Source organism: Bradyrhizobium sp. (assembly GCF_017881085.1).
Classification (GTDB): Bacteria; Pseudomonadota; Alphaproteobacteria; order Rhizobiales; family Xanthobacteraceae; genus Bradyrhizobium.
Window position 1 is genome coordinate 1 of the sequence record NZ_JADGRI010000056.1, and the last position, 20,852, is coordinate 20,852.

A 20,852-nucleotide genomic window follows, 5' to 3' on the forward strand; every position below is an offset into this window, starting at 1 on the left:
GTGCGCTTGAGAGCCCGCACCTCGCCGTCATCTTCGCCGCCTTGCGCGGCTTCGCTCAACAGCGCCGCGGTGGATTTGCGAGTCCAGATATTTGCCATCGCGCGCTGAAACTCCCGTGCCGGAACCGATGCCGCAAAACCATAACGCATCGGGTTGGTTTTTGGGCATGGCACCCGCGGATTCTTGTCGGGGTTGCGCGGGTGGCGTCGGCTGTGATGTCATCGGTTGGCGGGCTCGACCGGCGTTGGGATGATTGATACGTGGAATATGACCCAGGACAGCTTCACACTTCGCAATGACAAGATGTCGGCGACCGTCGCGGCGAATGGCGCTGAATTGTGCTCGTTGAAAAACGCCGGGGGGATCGAGCTGCTTTGGCAGGCCGGACCTGAATGGCCACGCCACGCGCCGCTGTTGTTTCCCATCGTCGGCCGGCTGAAGAACGACCAATTGCGGCACGGCGGAAAAATCTATCCGATGACGCAGCATGGCTTTGCCAGGGATCAACGGTTCGATTGGCTGCAGCGTGAACCCGCTTCCTGCAAGCTGCATCTCGCGGACAATGCCGCCACCCGCGCGCGTTATCCGTTCGGCTTCCTTCTGTCGGTCGCCTACACGCTGGACCGCGCCGATCTGGAAGTGGCCCTCGAGATATCCAACACCGGCGATGCGATGTTGCCGGCGTCGATCGGCGCCCATCCGGCCTTCAACTGGCCATTGCTTGCGGGATTGGCCAAGGAAGATTACGCGCTGGTGTTTTCCGGGGATGAGCCGATGCCGGTCCGGCGCCTCAAAGACGGTCTGCTGCGGGCCGCGCCGGAGCCGACTCCTGTTCGCGGCAACACGCTCGCGCTCTCGGAGCGGCTGTTCGACGATGACGCGATCATCCTGGACCGCCCGGCAAGCCATTCGGTCCGCTTCGCGGCCGGCCGCGGGCCGTCGATCGAGGTCTTGTGGGAAGGATTTCGAGAACTCGGCATCTGGTCGAAGCCAAAGGGCGCGCCGTTTCTCTGCATCGAACCCTGGCACGGTTTTGCAAGCCCGTCGGATTTTGATGGTGAATTCGCAGACAAACCGGGCCTGATGCATATCGCCCAGGGAGAAAGTCGAACCCTGAGATATCGCGTGCGAATTGGCTAGGGATCGATGAGCACACCCGGATTGAGCATGCCCTGCGGATCGAGTTCCTTCTTGGCCGCGCGAAGCGCCGCCGCGAACAGCTCCGGCCGCTGGCGGTCGTACCAGGGCCGGTGATCCCTGCCGACGGCGTGGTGATGGGTGATGGTGCCGCCGGCCTCGATCAGCGCGTCGCTCGCCGCGTTCTTGATCGCCTGCCATTGCTTGAGGAGTTCACCGTGGCGGCCGATGGCGTGGAACGAGAAATAGGGGGCGGGGCCGTCCGGATAGACATGGGTGAAGCGGCAGGTGACTTCGCCCTTCACGCCGGTCGCCTCCTGAATCGCGCGCTCCGTCGCCGCCTTCACCTTGTCGTGGAAGCTTTCGAACCGGTCCCAGGTGATGGCGGTCTCAAACGTGTCGTTGATGAGGCCCGCCGGCGTCAGGAACTCGCGCGCATAGGGCATGCGGATGAAGGCATTGCGCCAGATGCCCGCCGCGCCTTCGAGATGCGCATCGCCGGCCTTGGCCGCCTCGGGCGCGCCGCCATGGTCGCCGCAGCATTCCAGCGCGCGGGCCATCCAGGCGTCCGGCGCGTGATCGCCGGATTCGAAGCCGAGCACCATGATGGCGACGCTGCCGTCGGCAGCACCGGTGTTGAAGGCCTCCTGCGGGTCGAGGATGCGGCAGTTCGACGGATAGAGCCCGGCTTGCGCGATGGCGCGCACCGCGCGCGCCGCGGCGAAGAAGGTCGGGAAGCGGACCGATGCGCCGGTGCGGAATTTCGGCCGCGGCTGCAACCGCATCCAGGCGCGCGAGATCACGCCCAGCGTTCCCTCCGAGCCGATGAACAGGCGGTCGGGACTGGGCCCTGCGCCCGAGCCGGGCAGGCGGCGCGTTTCCAATATGCCGCGCGGCGTCACCACGCGCAGGTTTTCGACGAAATCGTCGATGTGGGTATAGAGGCTGGCGAAATGGCCGCCCGACCGGGTCGCGATCCACCCGCCGAGCGTCGAATACTCAAAACTCTGCGGAAAATGCCGCAAGGTGACGCCATGCGGCTTGAGCTGGTCTTCCAACGCCGGACCATAGGCGCCACCTTCGATCAGCGCCGCGCGCGAGGCCTGATCGACCTCGACCACCTTGCCGAGATGGCGCAGGTCGAGCGTGACGGCGGCCTTGTAGCGAACGCCGTCGGTGCGCGGCTCGACGCCGCCGCAGACGCTCGAGCCGCCGCCGAACGGCGTCAGCGAGGCGCTCACGCCGCCCGCCCAGTCCATGACCGCGGAAATCTCCGCCTCGCTGCGGGGATAGGCGACGACGTCGGGCGCGCAATCATAATCGCCGAGCATGGCGCGCACATAATCCGGGTAGGACTTGCCGTAGGCATGCGCGGCGCGGTCGTAGCGGTCGGTGCTGCAGAAGGCGGCGAGCGAGTCCGGCGGCGTCACGCGCGGCGCGCGCAGGCCAAGATCCTCCAGCCGCGGCACCGCAATGGTCTCGAACTTGTCGCGGGAGAATTTCGCGCGGTAACGGCCGAGCACAAAAGCCTGTTCCGCCTCCGTCATACCCTCGCCCTCGCGGCCCCAGCCATAATGCTTCAGCCTTGCGCCGGTCATGGTCGCCTCCTGCCGTTTTCGCCGGAAATTGTCTGGTTGGGGCAGTCTCTCGCGGCGCGATGTCGTCAGCAAGTCCTGGAAACAATTCCCTCTGCCGGTGGCCCCTCATGCGGCAGATAGCAGTCGCTTTCGGGCCGAACTTCGTCTGGTACCGCGCCGTCATTCAACCAGGAAGCTTGGCCGATGGCATAGCCGGTCCCTCCGGGGCGGGTCGCAGTCGTCCCCGCGGCACTTGCAGGGGCCGGGCGGGGCCACCATCTCTGACCTCCGAAGGAAATCGCCATGCTGGATTTTACCCACTCTACATTCGACGAGAACCCGCCATCGCAAACGGCCAGACCTGAGGCCGCCGACGATCAGGCGTTGCTCGATGCCTATTCCAATGCCGTGATCGGCGTGACCGAACGCGTCGGACCCGCGGTGGTCCGCGTTGAAACCACCTCGGCGGCACAGGAAGCGCGCGGGCGCGGCGGGATTGGCTCGGGTATCGTGATCTCTCCGGACGGACTCGTTCTCACCAACAGCCACGTGGTCGGATCGTCGAAGCAGATCAGGCTGCGCGACATCGAAGGCATCGTCACCGACGCGCGCGTGCTCGGCGTCGACCCCGACACCGATCTGGCGCTGCTGCGCGCCGACGGCGTGCGGGATTTGCGCTACGCCTCGCTCGGCGATTCCAAGACGTTGCGGCGCGGCCAGCTGGTGGTGGCGATCGGCAATCCGCTCGGCTTTGAATCGACGGTGACGGCGGGCGTGGTGTCGGCGCTCGGCCGTTCGATCCGCTCGGTGAGCGGCCGGACCATCGAAGACGTCATTCAGACCGACGCCGCGCTCAATCCCGGCAATTCCGGCGGGCCGCTGGTGTCCTCCGCAGCCGAGGTGATCGGCATCAACACCGCGATCATCAGCGGCGCGCAGGGAATCTGCTTCGCGGTCGCCAGCAACACCGCGCAGTTCGTGTTGTCCGAAATCATCCGCCATGGCTATGTCCGGCGCGCCTATATCGGGGTGTCCGGCCAGACCGTGCCCGTTCCGCGACGGCATGCGGTGGCCGCCGGCATCGATAACAAGATGGGTGCGTTGCTGGCGCAGATCGAGCCGGATGGGGCTGCGGCGCGGGCGGGGCTGTTGCCCGGCGATGTCGTGATCAAGCTGGATGGCGTCGACGTCAACGGCGTCGACGATCTGATCCGGATCCTCGATCGCGACCGGATCGGCCGCACGCTGGCGATGGATGTGCTGCGCATGGGGCGCCTGCGCGCCATCGATATTCATCCGATCGAGCGCAAGCCGGCCGCCCGGCAGGGCGCAGCCCGCTAGCGCTGTCGGCTCGCATGTCCTGCCCTTGCCTGCGATCCGCGTGGTCTGCCCTGCGGCCGCGCCATCTTGACATTTTCGAGAGCCGCGTCCGGTTCCACTGCCAGCTGGCCATTCCCGGTGCCAGATTGGGGCGGCCCGCGAGAAGGATGTCCGCTCACCCTCACAGAGATGTCGCAGGAAGTGGCTGCAGCACAGCATTTTGCTGGCTCGGAGCCCGTCCTGCCGCAGCCGGCGAATCTCGGGGCTGGACAAGTCCGCGGCGAACTCCACTGCCAGCCGCGATCGACTCCCACCTACTTTAGTTGCGCTGACGCGGAGCGGATTGGGGTGCAGTTTCGCTTGCCGAGCACGCATGCCCGGCTAAAATACTGGGAAAGCTGAATAACGGCTCAAGAATAAGAATGGAGAGAAACATTATGAAGAACACATCGAGGTCGCCTATTTTCTGGTCATTGCGAGGACTTCTCGGCGGAACCGCGCTCGGCCTGTTGACGATGGCGTCCGGCCAGGCGCTGGCCGCGGACCCCATCAAGATCGGTGTCATCGCCGAAGCCCAGGCCATTGCCGGCGCCTCGATCCCGCAGGCGGCCCAGATGGCGGCCGATGAAATCAATGCCAAGGGCGGCGTCGACGGCCGCAAGATCGAAATCATCACCTACGACAACCATTCCTCCTCGGCCGATTCCGTTCGCGCCTTCCAGCGCGCGGTGAACGAGGACAAGGTCAACATCGTCATCGCCAGCTACATCAGCGAAGTCGTGCTGGCGCTGGAGCCATGGGCGTCGCGCCTGAAGACGCCCTTCATCACGCCCGGTGCTGCGTCCAACGAGATCAGCAAGAGCGTCCATTCCGACTACGAGAAGAACAAATACACCTTCCACGGCTACCTGACCTCGGCCGCGCTGGCGCTGTCGGTCTGCGACGCCGCCAAGGAATTGCTGGTCGACGAGAAGCACATGAAGAGCGCCGTCATCATGAGCGAGGACGCCGCCTGGACCAAGCCGCTCGACGTCGGCTACGAGGAATGCCTGCCCAAGATCGGCCTGAAGGTGCTCGACCACATCCGCTTCTCGCCCGATACCACCGACTTTACCCCGATCTTCAACAAGATCGAAGGCGCCAAGCCCGACGTGATCATCACCGGCATTTCGCATGTTGGCGTGCAGCCGACGGTGCAGTGGAAGAACCAGCAGGTGCCGATCCCGATGCTCGGCATCTCTTCGCAGGCCACCAACTCGACCTTCGGCAAGGATACCAATGACGCTTCGGAAGGCGTGCTTTATCAGGGCGTGTCCGGACCGGACGTGCCGGTGACGCCGAAGAGCCTCCCGTTTACGCAGGGCTTCAAGGCGAAGTTCGGCAACTTCCCGTCCTACGCCGGCTACACCTCCTATGACGAAGTCTACTATATCGCCGACGCCGTGAAGCGCGCGGGCTCGACCGACGCCGACAAGCTGGTCGAGGCGCTGGAAAAGACCGACTGGGAAGGCACCATCGGCCGCATCCAGTTCTACGGCAAGGACGATCCGTTCACCCATTCGATCAAGTACGGCAAGGGCCTGATCACCGGCCTGATGCTGCAGTGGCAGGACGGCAAGCAGGTCGCGGTCTGGCCGAAGGAAGTCGCCAAGAGCAAGTTGAAGTTCCCGAGCTTCATCAAGGTCACGTCCAACTGAACCTCGAATGAAAGTGCTCCCGGGCAAGCCCGGGAGCATTTTCCCATTGGCAATTTCCCAGGAGTGAGGCAGCGGTGCTGCCGCGGCCATTATAGATGCTTGCTTTCCAGATTCTGATCGATGGCTTTGCCATCAGTGCGTTGTACGCCCTCGGGGCTACCGGCTTCACCCTCATCTTCGGCGTCTCCGGCGTGCTCAATCTCTCGCACGGCGCCATCATGGTGCTGGCGGCGGTGGCGGCATGGGCTGCCGCCTCTACGCTGCACATGAACACCTACGCCGGCGCGCTGGTCGGCGTCGCCGTGGCACTGGTCGCGGCGTTCGCCACCTATTTCGCGGTGGTCCAGCCGATCCAGAAATCGAGGCGAATTCCCAACGAGGAAAAGGAGATCTTCGTCCTCACCGGCACCTTGCTGTGGGGGATCATGATCCAGGAGCTGATCGCATTCTTCTTCACCAATAACGCCAAGACCGTGCTGCCGATCGTCGAAGGCGTCGTCGACATCTTCGGCGTCCGCACCCCGAAAAACGAAATCTTCACCGCGTTGGTCTGCTGCCTCGTGATCGGCCTGCTCTGGCTGATGGTGAACCGCACCCGCACCGGCAAGGCGGTGCTGGCGGCGTCGATGAACCCGCGCGGCGTCACACTGCTCGGGTTGGAACTCACCAGCATCTATGTCGTGGTCTGGGCGATCTACGGCGTGCTCGCCGGCATCGCCGGCGTGCTGCTCGGGATGTTCCTGGGCGTCAGTTCCTATAGCGTCGGCCCGCTGACCGCGAGCGCGTTCTCGATCGTCGTGCTCGGCGGCCTCGGCAGCGTGTCCGGCTCGCTGATCGCGGCCTTCGTGGTCGGCTACCTCGAGACGCTGACGGCCTATCTGGTCTCGCCGGCCTACCGCACCATTCCGGCGCTGCTGCTTTTGGTCATCGTGATGTATATCCGGCCGCAAGGCCTGCTCGGGAGGCGATGAGCATGGCCCATTTTTTCAAATCGCGGCTGTTCCTTATCTCGCTGGTCGTGGTCGTCGTCGCGGCGACCCTGCCACTCTACGTCTCCGGCTATGTTCTCGGCCTGCTTACCGTCGCCTATTATTTCGGCGTGTTCGCGATGGCGTGGGATCTCCTGTTCGGGTTCGCCGGCGAGGTGAATTTCGGACCGACCTTTCTGATCGGTGTCGGCGCCTACACGGCCGGTATCCTCAACAACCAGTATGGATGGTCGGTGTATCTGTGCATCGTGCTGGGCGCGATGGCTTCCGTGGTTGCCGGCTTCGTGCTGGCGCTGCCGGCCTTGCGCGTGCGCGGTCCCTACTTCGGGCTGACGACGCTGGTCGCCGTGCTGATGCTGCAGAATTTCATCGTCGTGTTCGCCGATCTCACGGGCGGCGAAATCGGTCTCACCATTCCCGACGTGATCACCATCGATGCCGGCGCGAACTACTGGATCGCGCTCGGCTTCATGACCATCAGCGCCGTCATCCTCTATGGGCTTTCGCAATCGCCGGTCGGCCTGGTGCTGCAGGCGAGCGGGCAGGACCCGGTGCAGGCCGGCGCGCTCGGGTTCAACATCGTCAAGCACAAGCTTGCGGCCTTCGTCGTGAGCGCATTTTTCTCGGGGCTGTCGGGCGCGCTGCTGGTGTTTTATTTCGGCACCGCCTCGGTCGGCACGGTCGTCGATGTCGCCGTTGGAGTTAACGTCATCGTTGCCGCGGTGCTCGGCGGCCGCCGCACCGTGCTGGGCGCGGCGCTGGGTGCGATCTTCCTGATCGTCGCCGGCGAATTCCTGCGGCCGACCGGCGAACTGGCGACCTTCATCGTCTCGGCGGTCGCGCTGCTCGTCGTTCTGTTCTTCCCCGGCGGTTTCCTCGGAGCGGCCCTGTCGCGTGAGGCCCGCTCGTGATGGATGCGACCAGCAACAATCCGCCCGTTCTGGAAGTCCGCGGCCTGACCAAACGCTTCGGCGGCCTGACCGCGGTGAAGAACCTCAGCTTCGATTTGCGCGCCGGCGAAATCTTCGGCCTGATTGGCCCCAACGGTTCCGGCAAGTCGACCGCAATGAAGTCGATCATGGGCATCGAGCGCCCGACCGCGGGCGAAGTCATATTTCTGGGGGAGAACGTCGCAGGCCTGCCGCCGCACAAGATCGCGCGCAAGGGTTTCGGCATGGTGTTCCAGCACTCGCGGCCGCTGAACCGGCAGACCGTGCTGGAGAACATCATGGTCGCGCTGTTGCCCGACAGCCTGTTCATGCTGTTTGCGGACAAGGCGCTGACCGAACGCGCGAAATGGATCGCCAACCGCGTTGGTCTTGGCGCCGTGATGGACCGGCGGCCGCCGACCTTGCCGTTCGCGGATTTGCGCCGGCTAGAGCTGGCAAAAGCCATCGCGCGGGATCCGAAGGTTGTGCTCGTCGACGAGCCCTTCGCGGGGCTGACTCTGGCCGAAGTCGGCACCTTCTCCGAACTGATCCGCAGTTTTCGCGACGAAGGCCGTGCGGTGCTGCTGGTCGATCACAACGTCAAGAGCGTTGCCGCGCTGGTCGACCGGGTGCTGGCGATGTATCTCGGCGAGGAGATCGTCACCGGCCGCGCCGACGAGGTGATGCGCAACGAAACCGTGCGCCGGGTCTATCTCGGCGGCGCCATCGAAACGTCGGCGCGCCCGGAGACCAGCTTCAAGGACAAGGTTCCGTTGCTGCAGGTCGAGAATGTCAGCGTTTATTACGGCAAGGCGCAGGCGCTGGAAAACGTCTCGATCCATGTCCATCAGGGCGAGTTCGTCTCCGTGGTCGGCCTGAACGGCGCCGGCAAGACCACGCTGTTCAACACCATTTCGGGTTTCTTGCCCTACACCGGCGAAATCCTCCGCGACAGCGAAAAGCTGCGCGGCACCAGCCCCGCGCGGATCGCCCGCAGCGGCATCGTTCAATGCCCGGAATCACGCGAGCTGTTCGGCGAAATGAGCGTGCGCGAAAATCTCGACCTCGGCGGACAGCATTTGTCGGACCAGGAGAAGGCCAAGCAATTGGCGTGGCTGTTCGAGCTGTTTCCGATCCTGAAAGAGCGTCAGAGCCAGATGGCGCAGACGCTGTCCGGCGGCGAGCAGCAGATGCTGGCGATCGGCCGGGCGCTGATGATGCAGCCGAAAATCCTGATCCTCGACGAGCCGACGCTCGGCCTTGCGCCGGTCATTCTCGAACAATTGTCGAAGGCGCTGGAAAAACTGCGCCAGACCACGCCGATCACGGTGCTGTTGGGCGAGCAGAACGTCACCTTCGCGCTGCCGCATGCCGACCGGGTCTATGTGCTGGAGCACGCGCGGATCGTCTGGGAAGGCGATCCCGGCCGTTTTGCCGAGGAAGCCGGCACCGGCTATCTCTAAGGCCGCATATAAAAAGCCAGAATGGCACCTTATGTGCTGACGCCGACCGGGTACGAAGAAAACCTGGCGCGCACATGATGCGGAAATCGGGGAGGGTACTATGCTCGACACGAAATTGGCCTATCCGTCGCGCCGCGAGATCCTGGCTACGGCCGGCCTGGCGCTCGGCGCACTGGCGGCACCAAGGCTTGGCCTGAAGCCGGCAAGTGCAGCGGCCTATCCCGAGCGTACCGTCAAGATCATCGTGCCGTTCGCGCCGGCCGGTCCGACCGACATCATGGCGCGCATTCTCGGTACCCATCTCGGTGAGGCCATTGGCGGCACCGTCATCGTCGAGAACAAGGCGGGGGCCGGCGGCAATATCGGAATCGGCACCGCAGCGCACGCCGACCCCGACGGCTACACGCTGCTGGTCACCTCGAGCGCCTATGTGGTCAATCCCGGTCTCTACGCCAAGGTTCCCTACGATCCCTACCAGGACTTCGCGCCGATCGCCGAACTCGGGACCTCGCCGAACGTCTTCCTGGTCAATCCCAAGCTCGGCATCAACACCATGGCCGAGTTGATCGCGCGCGCAAAGGCCGACCCCAACGAGCTCAATTATGCGAGCCCGGGGATCGGCACCACGCCGCATCTGTCGGCCGAGCTTCTCAAGATCGTCGGCGGCATTCAGATCACACATGTGCCGTTCTCCGGCGCGGGCCCGGCCATTCAGGCGGTGCTCGGCGGCATCACCCAGGTCTGCTGCGCGGCGTTGCCGCCGGCGCATCCGCAGATCGAATCCGGCGCGCTGAAGGCGCTCGCGGTCACCGGCGCCCAACGCTGGTTCGATCTGCCCAACGTGCCGACGATGGTCGAACTCGGCTTCAAGGATTTCATCGCCGACACGTTCCAGGGCTTTTTGGCGCCGGCGAAGACGCCGCCGTCCATTGTCGAATTGCTGTCGGCGAAGTCGATCGAGATTCTCAAGACACCGAAAATAGCCGAGCAATTGCGCAACGACGGTTTCGAGGTCATCGCCAACGGACCTGATGACATGCGAAAGCGCATCGAGGACGAGGTGCCGAAATGGCGCGAGGTCGTCGCCAAGGCAGGCATCAAGCCGGTATGATCGGAACACAACAACAGTCTCAGGAAACCACATGGCCAGACGATTGATCGATATCTCCGTGCCGCTGCAGAACGACGTGCCGGCCGATCCGCCGGGCCTCCATCCGGCGATCCAGTACAGCGACCACCAGCAGAGCCTGCCGCGCATGCTGCAGTTCTTTGAGGGCCTGAAGGCGCAGGACCTTCCGGACGGTCAGGGCTGGGCGATGGAAACTGTCCAGCTCTCGACCCATAACGGTACCCATCTCGATGCGCCCTACCATTATCACCCCACCATGAATCGCGGCGAGAGGTCGTGGACCATCGACGAGGTACCGCTGGAATGGTGTTTGCAGCCGGGCGTGAAACTGGACTTCCGGCATTTGACCGACGGCTATGTGGTGACGGCGAAAGATGTCGAGAACGAACTCAAGCGCATCGGCCACACGCTGTCGCCGCTGGAGATCGTCGTAGTCAACACCAGCGCCGGGGCCAAATATGGCCGGCCGGATTACGTCACGTCCGGCTGCGGCATGGGGTATGAGGCGACGATGTACCTGCTGGAGCGCGGCGTGCGGCTGACCGGAATCGACGGCTGGAGCTGGGACGCGCCGTTCGTCTACACCGCCAAGAAATACGCCGAGACCAAGGACGCCAGCCTGATCTGGGAAGGCCACAAGGCCGGGCGCCACATTGGCTACTGCCACATCGAAAAGCTGCACAATCTCGAGCAATTGCCGTCGACCGGTTTCACGGTGTCGTGTTTCCCGGTCAAGATCGAGCGCGCATCCGCCGGCTGGACGAGGGCGGTGGCGATCATCGACACCTGAGGAAGTAGCCGGTTACGCCGCTACTTCTTCATGCCCATGATGAAGGCAGCGATATCCTGGGCGTCGTTACCGCGCAGCGGCACGTTCGGCATGGTGGCGTGCGGCAGCCGCAGGAATGAGGCGATCATCTCGGCGGTGATTTTCTCCTTGGCGGCGATCGCTGCAAAGGATTGCGCCTTGGATTTTCCGGGAGTGGGTCCGATCGCATGGCACTCCACGCACCACCGTTCCGACAGATGCCGGCCGTTTTCGACGTTCTGGGCGGAAGCCGCCGCAATGCTTCCGAACAGGGCAAGCGCGACAGCAAGCGACGGCGCCTGTGGATACCGATTCATGATTTGAGGCCGGACGCTCACAGCGGTTCATCGTCGGTGGTTGAGGGCTGCTCCTGCAATGACGCGATATCCCCGCCGCCAAGATCCTCCTCCGGCGGCGGGTAGGCGCGCGCCTCGAGATTATCGAGCACCTTCTTGACGCCCGGAACATTCTCCGCGGCGACGATCGCTGCCTGCCGGGTGTTCTTGCTTGCGACAACGCCGCTCAGACTCACGACGCCGTCGCGCGCGGTGACCTTGAGCCTGCAGGGCGCCCAGGACGCGCCTTCAATGGCCGCGATGACTTGCTCGCGAATGAGGTCGTCGTCGGCCGAGGGGCTCGGCGCATGGCGGGCAAGGTCGGCGAGGGTGGGCAGAAAATCCGAGCGGGTCACGATCCCGACCAGGCGATTGCCGCGCAGCACCGGCAGACGTTTGACCTTGTTGGTTTCCATGATCTCGACCAGCTCATCGAGCGGCGTATCCTCCGTGATGGTCAGGGGATCCGGCGTCATGATCTCGCCGACCTTGCGGCCATGGGCCTGCACGAAGTCGGCCGCGACCCGGTCGGCGCCGACCAGAAAGCTCAGCCACCGGCCGCGCTTTCGCTGCGTTCCGATCTCGGCGCGGCGGATGAAATCGCCTTCCGAAATGACGCCGATCAGCGCGCCGTCCGCATCGACCACGGGCAGCCCGCTGACATGGTGCCGCAGCATGGTGTCGACCGCCTCGGCGATGGGTGCATCGGCGCCGATCGTAATGACATGCTGGGTCATGATTTGATTCGCGCGCATGAATGTCTCCAGGCCCGATATTCGAAAGACAGCCCGGACAAGCTAATTGAAAAGGGCGCCTTTGGCTTGATCAGGGTCAAGCTGAAGGCGCCGAGGTGACCTGCGGGCAAGACGCCCGGCAAGCGGCGTTCGGTTGCACCGCGAGATCAATATCAGGCAGGAATCGATGGCTTGGCTGTCAGGCCACCGCCGCCTGTTTGGTTTCCTCCAGCGCCGCGGCGATCGCATCGTCGATGTGCTCGAGCCAGATGAACTCCAGTCTGTCGCGCGCGCCTTGCGGAATATCATCGAAATCCCGCCGGTTGCGCGCCGGCAGCATCACCCGGGTGAGGCCGGCCGCCGCGGCGGCGACCACCTTTTCCTTGATGCCGCCGACCGGCAGCACCAGACCGCGCAGCGAGATCTCGCCGGTCATCGCGGTGTCGCTCCGCACAGTGCGGTTGGTCAGCAGCGAGGTAAGCGCGGTAAACATCGCAACCCCCGCGCTCGGTCCGTCCTTCGGCGTGGCGCCGGCGGGGACATGGACGTGGATATCGCTCTTTTCGAACAGCGCGGGATCGATCCCGAGCTGGGCGGCGCGGCTTTTCACGAGCGTCAGCGCGGCCTGCACGCTTTCGCGCATGACGTCGCCGAGCTGGCCGGTCAGGATCAATGCGCCTTTGCCGGGGACACGTGTCGCCTCGATAAAGAGGATATCGCCGCCGACCGGCGTCCAGGCGAGCCCGGTCGCAACCCCGGGAACGCTGGTGCGCATGGCGATCTCACCCTCGAAACGCGGCTGGCCGAGCACGCCCGTGAGATCGCTGGCGGTGAGGTTGACCTTGTTCGAAGAGCCCTCGGCGATCTGCACCGCGGCATGGCGCAGCGCCTTGCCGATTTCCCGCTCCAGCGAGCGGACGCCGGCCTCGCGGGTATAGCCCTTGATCATCAGCCGCAGCGCGTCGATGTCGATCTCGGCCTGGTCCGGCTTCAGGCCGTTGGCCTCGAGCTGGCGGCGAACCAGATAGCGCCGGGCGATCTCGAGTTTTTCATCCTCGGTGTAGCCCGGCAGGCTGATGATCTCCATGCGGTCCTGCAGGGGACCCGGAATCGTGTCCAGCATGTTGGCGGTGGCGACGAATACCACGCGCGAGAGATCGAACGGCACGCCCAGATAATTGTCGCGGAACGTCGCGTTCTGCTCGGGATCGAGGACTTCCAGCATCGCGGCCGATGGATCGCCTTGAATGCCGCGTCCCATCTTGTCGATCTCGTCGAGCATCATCACGCAATTGCGTGCGCCAGCCTTCTTGATGCCCTGGATGATATTGCCGGGCAGGGCGCCGATATAGGTGCGCCGGTGACCGCGGATCTCGGCCTCGTCATGAACGCCGCCGAGACTGACGCGGACGAACGGCCGATCCATGGCGCGGGCGATCGACTGCCCCAGCGAGGTCTTGCCGACCCCGGGCGGTCCGACGAAGCACAGGATCGGCGCCTTGCCGTGCGGCGCCAGTTTCCGAACCGCCAGATATTCGACGATCCGGCTCTTGATCTTCTGCAGGCCGAAATGATCCTCGTCGAGGATCCGGCGCGCCTCCGGAATGTCGATGGTCTTTTCCGGAGGCAGCGCCCATGGCAGCTCGATCAGCCAGTCGAGATAGCTGCGGACCATGCCGGCCTCGGCGGCGGACTCCGGCATCCGCTCGTAACGGCGCACTTCTTTCTTCGCCTGGCTTTCCGCCTCGGGCGGCATCCCCGCCTTGGCGATCGCCTCGTTCAGCTCCGCGACCTCCTGCGACTTGCCGTCGCCTTCGCCCAATTGGCGTTGGATCGTCGCCATCTGCTCGCGCAGGATGGCCTCGCGCTGGCGGTCGTCGAAGGTGGCCCTGGTTTTCTGGCCGATCTCGGCCGTCAGCCGCAGCACTTCGAGCCGCTCGGCGAGGTGGCGCGAAACCTTCTCCATGCGCTGCGCGAGATCGATGGTCTCCAGGATCTCCTGCTTGTCCTCCGGCTTGATGTCCATATAGGAGGTCGCCAGATCGGCGAGCGCGGCGGGAGAGGTGGTCGACTGGAATAGCGCAAGCAGCTCCGGCGGCGCCTGCGGCAGCAGTTGAATGGCTTCGATGGCGAGCCTTTGCAGGTTGAGAAACTGCGCCTCGATCTCCGGCGAGCTAGTCGTCGGCTCTGGAATATGCAGCACCCGCGCCACGGGGAACGGCGTGCCGGGAAGGAAATCGAGAATGCGGGCGCGCTGAACGCCCTGGCAAATGATGTGGTGGGTTTCATCCGGCGCGGTGATGTAACGGACAATATTGGCGACGGTACAGACCCGGTAAAGATCGTCAGGTGCAGGATCGTTCGCCTCGGCGCTTCGCTGCAGCACGATTCCGATCGGCCGCTGATCGCGCAGCGCCTGTTGGGCGGCAGCGATCGATTTCGGTCGGCCGATGGTGATGGGAGCGACGACTCCTGGAAACAGCACGATATTGCGAACGGGAACGATGATCAGGGCATCGTTCGGGATCGGCACAGACTCAGCCTCGGTGGCAGCGGGAGACGAAGTCGAAGCGAGTTCTTCGTTGGACATGACGATCCTCACACAGACTTGGCGAGACGCAATACGATGCATCCATTCACGGCGAAGCGGCTGACGGCGTAACGCCCGGTGGGCAGTGCGATGCGACGTTCGAACCGGCCCTGCGGCAGTTCGAGCCGGTGAATCCTGGCATTGCGAAGCTCGACCGGCAGTACCCGTTGTCCGGAGACGACAAGCGTTCCGTTTTCGATCACGGCCTCGACATGCTCGGGATCGACGCCGGGCAGGGCGACGAGAATCAGGATCTCCCGATCCGTTTCCAGCACGTCGATCGGAGGTTCCCAACTGGCCTCGCGCGAGCCCGCCCTCGACTGCAGGCTGAAGAATTGCTGGCGCAGTCGTTCGGCGCGGGCCAGTGAGTCGATCGCCTCGGACAACATCCAGTTGACGGGATCTTTTGTCGACATGGGCTCTCTCGCGTTTACTCAAATCCAGAACAGACTGCTTGCCGCTATCCTGACATCGCCGATGCAAAGGCATCCGGCGGGTTCGCCTGAATAGTTCTACGCCTGCGTTATCCCGTCAATCGGGGCGGCAGGCAGAATGGGGGGCTTTGCTAGGATGCGGTAGGAGACTCGGACCGCATGCGCGCGATGATCCCGGCGACAATCTGCATGGTCGCGCCAATCCCCCAGCAAATACTGATCAGGAGCGCCGTTCCCGCACGTGCCGTCTCATCCAGAACGATGCTGGAGACGGACACCACCGCTGCTACCGCAGCCAGGAAAGTGCCGGCCGCGCTGAGCAGTTCGACGGTATCCCAGGTAGAACCAAGTCCATGCCGCAGCAGCAGGTGCATCTTGTGATCGGGGGGAACGCGAGGCAGGTCTATCCCGAGATAGAAGCCGGCGCCGCCGTAGACCATCATGGCCAAGACGGTGGCGGCTGAACCAATCAGGTCGATGTTGGCCCGCCCCACATGCGCGGCGACGAACAGCCCGCACGAGGCCCCCGTCAGGGCGAGCCCAATCCGTTCCAGAACATGCGCCCACTGGCTGATGGCGGAGCGGGTATCCCATGGTTCGGTACGCTTGATCATTTCTTATAGCTACCAAGCCGGAACCGGGGCGCCATTGACAAAGATCAAGCCCGCGCCCTTTCGCTTTTCGGAACGGCGCGGGGGTATTTCCGCGCATGTTGACCAGTATCAAAGTGTACCGGCGGCTTCTGGCCAGTATAGTGCCTGACGGCATGACCCGTCTCTTTAGCCGGCCGGAGGGCAATTGACCCAAGCACAGTCAACGAGCCGCAGCGAGGGCATCTCCTTGCGGCAGATGCTTCCCGGTGCCATCGCGGGTACCACATCGCTCGCCGGCCCAATTGCCGAATCCCAGCCCGGACGTAACATCAAGACACCGCATTATCTCACCGCGCATTACTGGTGGGCCTATGTGCATCCCAGGGCTATCTGGATCTTCGAGCGGCAATGGCTGGTCAATCTCATTCTGTGGGGCAATTATCCGCGGCTGCGTAACGCGGCGATGGCGGAATTGGGGGATGTGCTTCCCGGCACGACCTTGCAGGTGGCCTGCGTCTATGGCGATCTCACCGGCGAACTGAGCAGCCGGGTCGCGGCCGGCGGCGGCAGGCTGGATATCGTCGATGTGCTGCCGCTGCAGCTGGAAAACCTGCGAAACAAGCTGCCGTCCGGCGCGCCGGCGCGGCTGCTGGCGATGGATTCAGCCGAGCTTAAGCTCGCGGACGCCAGCTATGATCGGGCGCTGTTGTTTTTCCTATTGCACGAGCAGCCCGCAGCGCATCGCGAGCGAACGCTGAGCGAAGTCTTTCGCGTCGTCAGGCCGGGCGGCGAAATCGTCATTGTCGATTATGCCCTGCCGCGCCGGTGGCATCCGCTGCGCTATCTGTGGCGGCCCTTGCTCGCTGCGCTCGAGCCGTTCGCGCTGGATCTATGGCGTGACGAGATCGTCCGTTGGCTGCCCGCGGCCGCGCGAACCGGATGGCGCAAGCAGTCGTTCTTCGGCGGGCTCTATCAGAAAGTCGTGATCAAGCGCTGAGCAGTCAGGTCGCAATCAGCGCGCCCGCGGCAACGAGAATGACGAGCCACGCAGTGCCGTAGCACGCTGCCTTGACGCCGCCGCCTCCCAATCCGAGATCATGCGCCGTCATGCGCAGTCGATGCGCGGCATGCCAGGCCGGCAGCGCCACCGCGCCGAACAGGATCAATTTGCCGATCGGATGGTGCGCGAACGCCGCGATCGTCTCGTAATTCAAATGGATGACCCCCAGCGGCACCAGTATTCCGGTGATCAGGATCAGCACCGGCGTGATCAATGCGGCCACCAGTCCGCCGCCGGCAAACGGCAGCCACAGGATCGGCTTGTTCGATTTCGCCATGGCCTACACCCCCGCTGCCATCAGCACGACGGCCGACACCGCCGCCCAGGCGACGTAGTGGGCGCCGACGATCAGTTTGCCGGGCACCGGTTCACCCTTCACCATCAGCGGCATCGCCTTCGGCGTCAGCGCGAACCAGGTCACGCTGTGATAGATCGCGAAAACCAGGCAGAGCCATTGAAAGACCACGCCGGGCGGACTGGAGAACGCCGCGACGAATCCGTCCCATGCCGCGTGGCCTTGCGCCAGCCGCACAAGCCCGATTGCCAGCAGCGCGCAGTACAGCCCGACGAACAGGCTGGTCAGCTCGCGGATCATGTAGGCGACGTAGCGCGGGTGCTGCAGCCACCAGTTCCGTTCGATCTTGCGTACATAAGGGCGGCGGCTCATCGATGCGCTCCCGGCGTCAGCAGGTCCTTGAGCCAGTCGACCGAAGCGGAAATTTTTGTCTGCTGGATCGCGGCCGCGGGATCCACCTGTTTGGGGCAGACCTGGGAACAGGCGCCGACGAAGGTGCATTCCCAGATGCCCTCGTTGCTGGCCACCACGTCGGCGCGCGCGCCCTTGCCGCCGTCGCGGGAATCCAGATTGTAGCGGTGCGCGAGCGCCAGCGCCGCCGGGCCGACAAAATCCTCGTTCAGGCCCACTTGCGGGCAGGCGGCGTAGCACAGCACGCAGTTGATGCACTGGGTGTACTGGTGAAAGACGTTGAGCTCGGCCGGCGATTGCAGATATTCGCCGTCGCTCAGCGGCTTTTCCTGCTTGGGGATCAGCCAGGGCTTCACTCCCGACAGCTTTTCCATGAAACTGTCCATCACGATCACGAGGTCGCGCTCGATCGGGAAATGGTCGAGCGGCTCGACCCGGATCACGCCGCCGCGGTAGTCGCGCAGGAAGGTGTGGCAGGACAGTTTCGGCTCGTTGTTGATCGTCATGCCGCAACTGCCGCACACCGCCATGTGGCAGGACCAGCGGTATGACAGCGTGGCGTCGAGATTGTCCTTGATGTGATTGAGCGCATCGAGCACCACCCAATCGTCCCGGTAAGGCACGGTGTAGCGCTGGAAATGCGGCTCACTGTCGGTCTCGGGGCGATAGCGCAGCACCTCGAGCGTGATGGTTTCGCTCATGTCGCCGCACCCCCATAGACGCGCTCGGCCGGCGGCGACTTGGTGATCACGACGTCGAGATAGCTGATCGATGGCGGACCGGCATCGCGGTAGCGCGCCAGGCTGTGCTTGAGATAGCTGGCATCATCGCGTTTGGGATATTCGAGGCGCTGGTGCGAGCCGCGCGACTCCTTTCGCTCCAGCGCCGAATGCGCCATGGCCTCGGCGACATCGAGCATGCAGCCGAGCTCCAGCGTCTGGATCAAATCGGTGTTGAAGACGTTGCTGCGGTCCTGCAACTGGATCTTGCGGTAGCGCGCGCGAAGGTCCGCGAGCACGCCGCAGGTCTGCCGCAGCGTGTCCTCGCTGCGGTAGATGCCGGCGCCGCTTTCCATGGTGTCGTTCATCGCCTTGCGCAGGCTGGAAACAGTGTCGCTGCCGCCCTCGCGGGCGAACAGTTCGCGCAGATTTGCCTGCGCCGCCTCGGCGGCCTTTGCCGCTGCAGCGGGCTTCGGATGGGCTTTGGCAAAGGCCGCGGCGCTGCGTCCGGCGCGGGCGCCGAACACGACGATTTCGGCCAGCGAATTGGAGCCGAGGCGGTTGGCGCCGTTGATCGAGACGCAGGCGCATTCGCCCGCGGCGAACAGGCCGGGCAGGGAAGTCGCGGTATCGATATCGGTGTGAATGCCGCCCATGGTGTAGTGAACCACCGGGCGCACCGGGATCAATTCGTGCACCGGATCTACGCCGACATAGGCTTTCGCGAGTTCGCGCACCATCGGCAGCCGCTCGTTGATCATCTTTTCCCCGAGCTGACGGATGTCGAGATGCACCACGTCGCCATGCGGCGTCTTGATGGTGCGGCCCTTCTGCTGCTCGTGCCAGAAGGCCTGGCTCAGGCGGTCGCGCGGCCCCAGTTCCATCGCCTTCTTGCGCGGCCAGGGATCGGGCGGGCCAAGATTGTAGTCCTGCAAATAGCGGTAGCCGTCTTTGTTGACGAGGATGCCGCCTTCGCCGCGCGATCCTTCGGTGATCAGGATGCCGGTGCCGGGCAGTCCGGTCGGGTGGTACTGCATGAATTCCATGTCCTTCAGCGGCACGCCGGCCCGATAGGCCATCGCCATCCCGTCGCCGGTCTTGATGGCGCCGTTGGTGGTGAAGGGGAAGATGCGCCCGGCGCCACCGGTGGCGATGACGACGGCCCTGGCGCGGAACGCCACCATGCGGCCCGATCGCATCTCGATCCCGATGACGCCGGTGCAGCGGCCGTCCTCGACGATCAGGTCGGTCGAGTAATATTCGTCGAAGCGCTTGATCGAGGGATATTTCAGCGAGGTCTGGAACAGCGTGTGCAGGATATGGAAGCCGGTCTTGTCGGCGGCGTACCAGGTTCGCTCGATCTTCATGCCGCCGAACGGCCGCACCGCGACCTTGCCGTTGGCTTCGCGGCTCCAGGGACAGCCCCAGTGCTCCAGTTGCAACAGTTCCAGCGGCGCGGTGTTGACGAACAACTCGACCGCATCCTGGTCGCACAGCCAGTCGCCGCCGGAGACCGTGTCGTGGAAATGGTTGTCGAGGCTGTCGTTGTCCTTGATGACGCCGGCAGCACCGCCTTCGGCGGCCACGGTGTGGCTGCGCATCGGATAGACCTTGGAGATCAGCGCCTGCGTCAGGGTAGGATCGGCCTCGGCCACCGCGATGGCGGCGCGCAGGCCTGCGCCGCCGGCCCCCACGATAGCGACGTCGATTTCAATCACGTCCATGAGGCACCGTTTCCCAGAGCGGCGGCTCCCGCCAGCCTTCTCTGTGAACGTTCAATGCGCCATGATGGGGCTAGACGGCGTTGATCTAGGTCAACATGTGATCCGATCTGCACCGAAAATGATGGGGCCCCGGCCGCCAGCCAGGTCGCGAGGATCGCGCGCTCCTCGCCTGATATCTCGGTGACATTGCCCGGTGGCATCGCGCTCGACCATGTGGCGTTGTCCCGGTTGATCCACCGCAATGTGCAGGCTGCCGCTTTTTGATGCTATCGGGGCTGAGATCACACGCACCGCGCCAGAACGGTTCGCAGATTTCGACAAGACGGGAGGCGATTAGATGAACGGCGCCCAATCACTGATTCAGACGCTTGTCAATTGCGGTGTCGACACCTGTTTCGCCAATCCCGGCACTTCCGAAATGCATCTGGTCGCAGCCCTCGACACCGTGAAGGGATTGCAGCCGGTGCTGTGCCTGTTCGAGGGCGTCGCGACCGGCGCTGCCGACGGTTATGGCCGCATCGCCGGCAAACCTGCCGCGACGCTGCTCCACCTCGGGCCCGGCCTCGCCAACGGCCTTGCCAATTTGCACAATGCCCGCCGCGCGGCGACGCCGATCGTCAATGTGGTCGGCGATCACGCCACCTATCATCTGCAATATGATGCGTTGCTGACGTCCGATATCGCTGGCTTCGCCCGGCCCGTATCAAGTTGGATCCACGAGGCCAAGAGCCCAAGGCTCGCCGCCGGCGACGCCGCAAGGGCGGTGCAGGCCGCGCGCGCGGCACCCGGCGGCATCGCCACCTTGATCCTGTCCGCCGACGCCGCCTGGAATCCGGCCGAGCGCGCCGCGCCGCGTCTGCCCGATATCGGGCCGGCGATCGTAACGGCGGACACGATCGAAGACGTCG

At 64.2% G+C, this 20,852-nt stretch carries 20 protein-coding genes; 10 read left to right on the plus strand and 10 right to left on the minus strand.

Translation table 11 applies throughout. The features are described 5' to 3' along the window. Window positions 1–267: 267 nt before the first annotated feature. A complete protein-coding gene (locus tag QZ213_RS07885) occupies window positions 268–1,140 on the plus strand; it encodes an aldose 1-epimerase family protein (protein WP_291685504.1) in 873 nt (290 codons plus the stop codon). Here QZ213_RS07885 and QZ213_RS07890 read toward each other — a convergent pair. Then, window positions 1,137–2,735, minus strand: a complete 1,599-nt coding sequence (locus QZ213_RS07890; protein WP_291685505.1) for an FAD-binding oxidoreductase — start codon at window positions 2,733–2,735, stop codon at window positions 1,137–1,139. The two genes, QZ213_RS07885 and QZ213_RS07890, sit on opposite strands and share 4 nt — an antisense overlap. Before the next feature lie 282 nt (window positions 2,736–3,017). Here QZ213_RS07890 and QZ213_RS07895 point away from each other — a divergent pair, with 282 nt between their 5' ends. The 7 genes from QZ213_RS07895 to QZ213_RS07925 all read left to right on the plus strand — a co-directional run bounded on the left by QZ213_RS07895 (window position 3,018) and on the right by QZ213_RS07925 (window position 11,031). Beyond that, window positions 3,018–4,055, plus strand: a complete 1,038-nt coding sequence (locus QZ213_RS07895) for a trypsin-like peptidase domain-containing protein (protein WP_291685506.1) — start codon at window positions 3,018–3,020, stop codon at window positions 4,053–4,055. A 494-nt stretch (window positions 4,056–4,549) separates the two neighbouring features. Continuing rightward, on the plus strand, window positions 4,550–5,731 hold the full coding sequence (locus QZ213_RS07900) for an ABC transporter substrate-binding protein (RefSeq protein WP_291685523.1): 1,182 nt from the start codon (window positions 4,550–4,552) through the stop codon (window positions 5,729–5,731). Window positions 5,732–5,826: 95 nt separating this feature from the next. Continuing rightward, window positions 5,827–6,702 (plus strand): branched-chain amino acid ABC transporter permease, encoded by an 876-nt coding sequence (locus QZ213_RS07905; RefSeq protein ID WP_291685507.1) that lies wholly within the window; start codon window positions 5,827–5,829, stop codon window positions 6,700–6,702. Window positions 6,703–6,704: 2 nt separating this feature from the next. Continuing rightward, window positions 6,705–7,631 carry a branched-chain amino acid ABC transporter permease gene (locus QZ213_RS07910; protein ID WP_291685508.1) on the plus strand — a complete coding sequence of 309 codons (927 nt, stop codon included), beginning with the start codon at window positions 6,705–6,707 and terminating at the stop codon, window positions 7,629–7,631. Beyond that, window positions 7,631–9,112 carry an ATP-binding cassette domain-containing protein gene (locus tag QZ213_RS07915; protein WP_291685509.1) on the plus strand — a complete coding sequence of 494 codons (1,482 nt, stop codon included), beginning with the start codon at window positions 7,631–7,633 and terminating at the stop codon, window positions 9,110–9,112. Before QZ213_RS07910 ends, QZ213_RS07915 begins: the two co-directional genes overlap by 1 nt. Before the next feature lie 100 nt (window positions 9,113–9,212). Further along, window positions 9,213–10,223: a tripartite tricarboxylate transporter substrate binding protein gene (locus QZ213_RS07920; protein ID WP_291685510.1), complete on the plus strand. Its 1,011-nt coding sequence runs from the start codon at window positions 9,213–9,215 to the stop codon at window positions 10,221–10,223. 31 nt (window positions 10,224–10,254) lie between these two features. After that, the gene (locus QZ213_RS07925; RefSeq protein WP_291685511.1) at window positions 10,255–11,031 is read left to right on the plus strand and encodes a cyclase family protein; all 777 of its coding nucleotides are present in this window, start codon (window positions 10,255–10,257) and stop codon (window positions 11,029–11,031) included. Window positions 11,032–11,051: 20 nt separating this feature from the next. Here QZ213_RS07925 and QZ213_RS07930 read toward each other — a convergent pair whose 3' ends face one another. From QZ213_RS07930 to QZ213_RS07950, 5 genes are all read right to left on the minus strand, one after another. Next, a complete protein-coding gene (locus QZ213_RS07930; protein ID WP_291685512.1) occupies window positions 11,052–11,366 on the minus strand; it encodes a cytochrome c in 315 nt (104 codons plus the stop codon). Between the two features lie 17 nt (window positions 11,367–11,383). Then, window positions 11,384–12,139, minus strand: coding sequence for a CBS domain-containing protein (locus QZ213_RS07935; protein ID WP_291685513.1), 756 nt, complete (start codon window positions 12,137–12,139; stop codon window positions 11,384–11,386). A 178-nt stretch (window positions 12,140–12,317) separates the two neighbouring features. After that, entirely contained in the window at window positions 12,318–14,708 is a 2,391-nt protein-coding gene (lon, locus tag QZ213_RS07940; protein ID WP_291685514.1) for an endopeptidase La, read from the minus strand. An 8-nt stretch (window positions 14,709–14,716) separates the two neighbouring features. Further along, window positions 14,717–15,124, minus strand: a complete 408-nt coding sequence (locus tag QZ213_RS07945) for an Hsp20/alpha crystallin family protein (RefSeq protein WP_291685515.1) — start codon at window positions 15,122–15,124, stop codon at window positions 14,717–14,719. A gap of 149 nt (window positions 15,125–15,273) precedes the next feature. Further along, window positions 15,274–15,756 (minus strand): hypothetical protein, encoded by a 483-nt coding sequence (locus QZ213_RS07950; protein ID WP_291685516.1) that lies wholly within the window; start codon window positions 15,754–15,756, stop codon window positions 15,274–15,276. 184 nt (window positions 15,757–15,940) lie between these two features. Here QZ213_RS07950 and rquA point away from each other — a divergent pair, with 184 nt between their 5' ends. After that, a complete protein-coding gene (gene rquA, locus QZ213_RS07955; protein WP_291685517.1) occupies window positions 15,941–16,732 on the plus strand; it encodes a rhodoquinone biosynthesis methyltransferase RquA in 792 nt (263 codons plus the stop codon). A 4-nt stretch (window positions 16,733–16,736) separates the two neighbouring features. On the opposite strand, the gene frdD is transcribed toward rquA, so the two are convergent. The 4 genes from frdD to frdA are packed head-to-tail and all read right to left on the minus strand — an operon-like array spanning window position 16,737 to window position 19,944. Next, window positions 16,737–17,072 carry a fumarate reductase subunit FrdD gene (gene frdD / locus QZ213_RS07960; RefSeq protein ID WP_291685518.1) on the minus strand — a complete coding sequence of 112 codons (336 nt, stop codon included), beginning with the start codon at window positions 17,070–17,072 and terminating at the stop codon, window positions 16,737–16,739. A gap of 3 nt (window positions 17,073–17,075) precedes the next feature. Continuing rightward, on the minus strand, window positions 17,076–17,462 hold the full coding sequence (locus QZ213_RS07965) for a hypothetical protein (RefSeq protein ID WP_291685519.1): 387 nt from the start codon (window positions 17,460–17,462) through the stop codon (window positions 17,076–17,078). Beyond that, window positions 17,459–18,202 carry a succinate dehydrogenase/fumarate reductase iron-sulfur subunit gene (locus tag QZ213_RS07970; RefSeq protein WP_291685520.1) on the minus strand — a complete coding sequence of 248 codons (744 nt, stop codon included), beginning with the start codon at window positions 18,200–18,202 and terminating at the stop codon, window positions 17,459–17,461. The genes QZ213_RS07965 and QZ213_RS07970 overlap by 4 nt, the downstream gene beginning before the upstream one ends. Next, entirely contained in the window at window positions 18,199–19,944 is a 1,746-nt protein-coding gene (gene frdA, locus QZ213_RS07975; protein WP_291685521.1) for a fumarate reductase (quinol) flavoprotein subunit, read from the minus strand. Before frdA ends, QZ213_RS07970 begins: the two co-directional genes overlap by 4 nt. Before the next feature lie 337 nt (window positions 19,945–20,281). Here frdA and QZ213_RS07980 point away from each other — a divergent pair. After that, a partial coding sequence (locus tag QZ213_RS07980; protein ID WP_291685522.1) for a thiamine pyrophosphate-binding protein occupies window positions 20,282–20,852 on the plus strand: 571 nt, incomplete at its 3' end.

Excerpts from the sequence above, each read along its gene's own strand:
- QZ213_RS07885 (WP_291685504.1), top strand. The coding sequence starts at position 268 with ATGACCCAGGACAGCTTCACACTTCGCAATGACAAGATGTCGGCGACC.
- QZ213_RS07900 (WP_291685523.1), top strand. The coding sequence starts at position 4,550 with ATGGCGTCCGGCCAGGCGCTGGCCGCGGACCCCATCAAGATCGGTGTC.
- QZ213_RS07895 (WP_291685506.1), top strand. The coding sequence starts at position 3,018 with ATGCTGGATTTTACCCACTCTACATTCGACGAGAACCCGCCATCGCAA.
- QZ213_RS07920 (WP_291685510.1), top strand. The coding sequence starts at position 9,213 with ATGCTCGACACGAAATTGGCCTATCCGTCGCGCCGCGAGATCCTGGCT.
- QZ213_RS07905 (WP_291685507.1), top strand. The coding sequence starts at position 5,827 with ATGCTTGCTTTCCAGATTCTGATCGATGGCTTTGCCATCAGTGCGTTG.
- QZ213_RS07965 (WP_291685519.1), bottom strand. The coding sequence starts at position 17,462 with ATGAGCCGCCGCCCTTATGTACGCAAGATCGAACGGAACTGGTGGCTG.
- QZ213_RS07970 (WP_291685520.1), bottom strand. The coding sequence starts at position 18,202 with ATGAGCGAAACCATCACGCTCGAGGTGCTGCGCTATCGCCCCGAGACC.
- lon (WP_291685514.1), bottom strand. The coding sequence starts at position 14,708 with ATGTCCAACGAAGAACTCGCTTCGACTTCGTCTCCCGCTGCCACCGAG.
- frdA (WP_291685521.1), bottom strand. The coding sequence starts at position 19,944 with ATGGACGTGATTGAAATCGACGTCGCTATCGTGGGGGCCGGCGGCGCA.
- QZ213_RS07915 (WP_291685509.1), top strand. The coding sequence starts at position 7,631 with ATGGATGCGACCAGCAACAATCCGCCCGTTCTGGAAGTCCGCGGCCTG.
- QZ213_RS07950 (WP_291685516.1), bottom strand. The coding sequence starts at position 15,756 with ATGATCAAGCGTACCGAACCATGGGATACCCGCTCCGCCATCAGCCAG.
- QZ213_RS07945 (WP_291685515.1), bottom strand. The coding sequence starts at position 15,124 with ATGTCGACAAAAGATCCCGTCAACTGGATGTTGTCCGAGGCGATCGAC.
- QZ213_RS07930 (WP_291685512.1), bottom strand. The coding sequence starts at position 11,366 with ATGAATCGGTATCCACAGGCGCCGTCGCTTGCTGTCGCGCTTGCCCTG.
- QZ213_RS07910 (WP_291685508.1), top strand. The coding sequence starts at position 6,705 with ATGGCCCATTTTTTCAAATCGCGGCTGTTCCTTATCTCGCTGGTCGTG.
- QZ213_RS07935 (WP_291685513.1), bottom strand. The coding sequence starts at position 12,139 with ATGCGCGCGAATCAAATCATGACCCAGCATGTCATTACGATCGGCGCC.
- frdD (WP_291685518.1), bottom strand. The coding sequence starts at position 17,072 with ATGGCGAAATCGAACAAGCCGATCCTGTGGCTGCCGTTTGCCGGCGGC.
- QZ213_RS07925 (WP_291685511.1), top strand. The coding sequence starts at position 10,255 with ATGGCCAGACGATTGATCGATATCTCCGTGCCGCTGCAGAACGACGTG.
- QZ213_RS07890 (WP_291685505.1), bottom strand. The coding sequence starts at position 2,735 with ATGACCGGCGCAAGGCTGAAGCATTATGGCTGGGGCCGCGAGGGCGAG.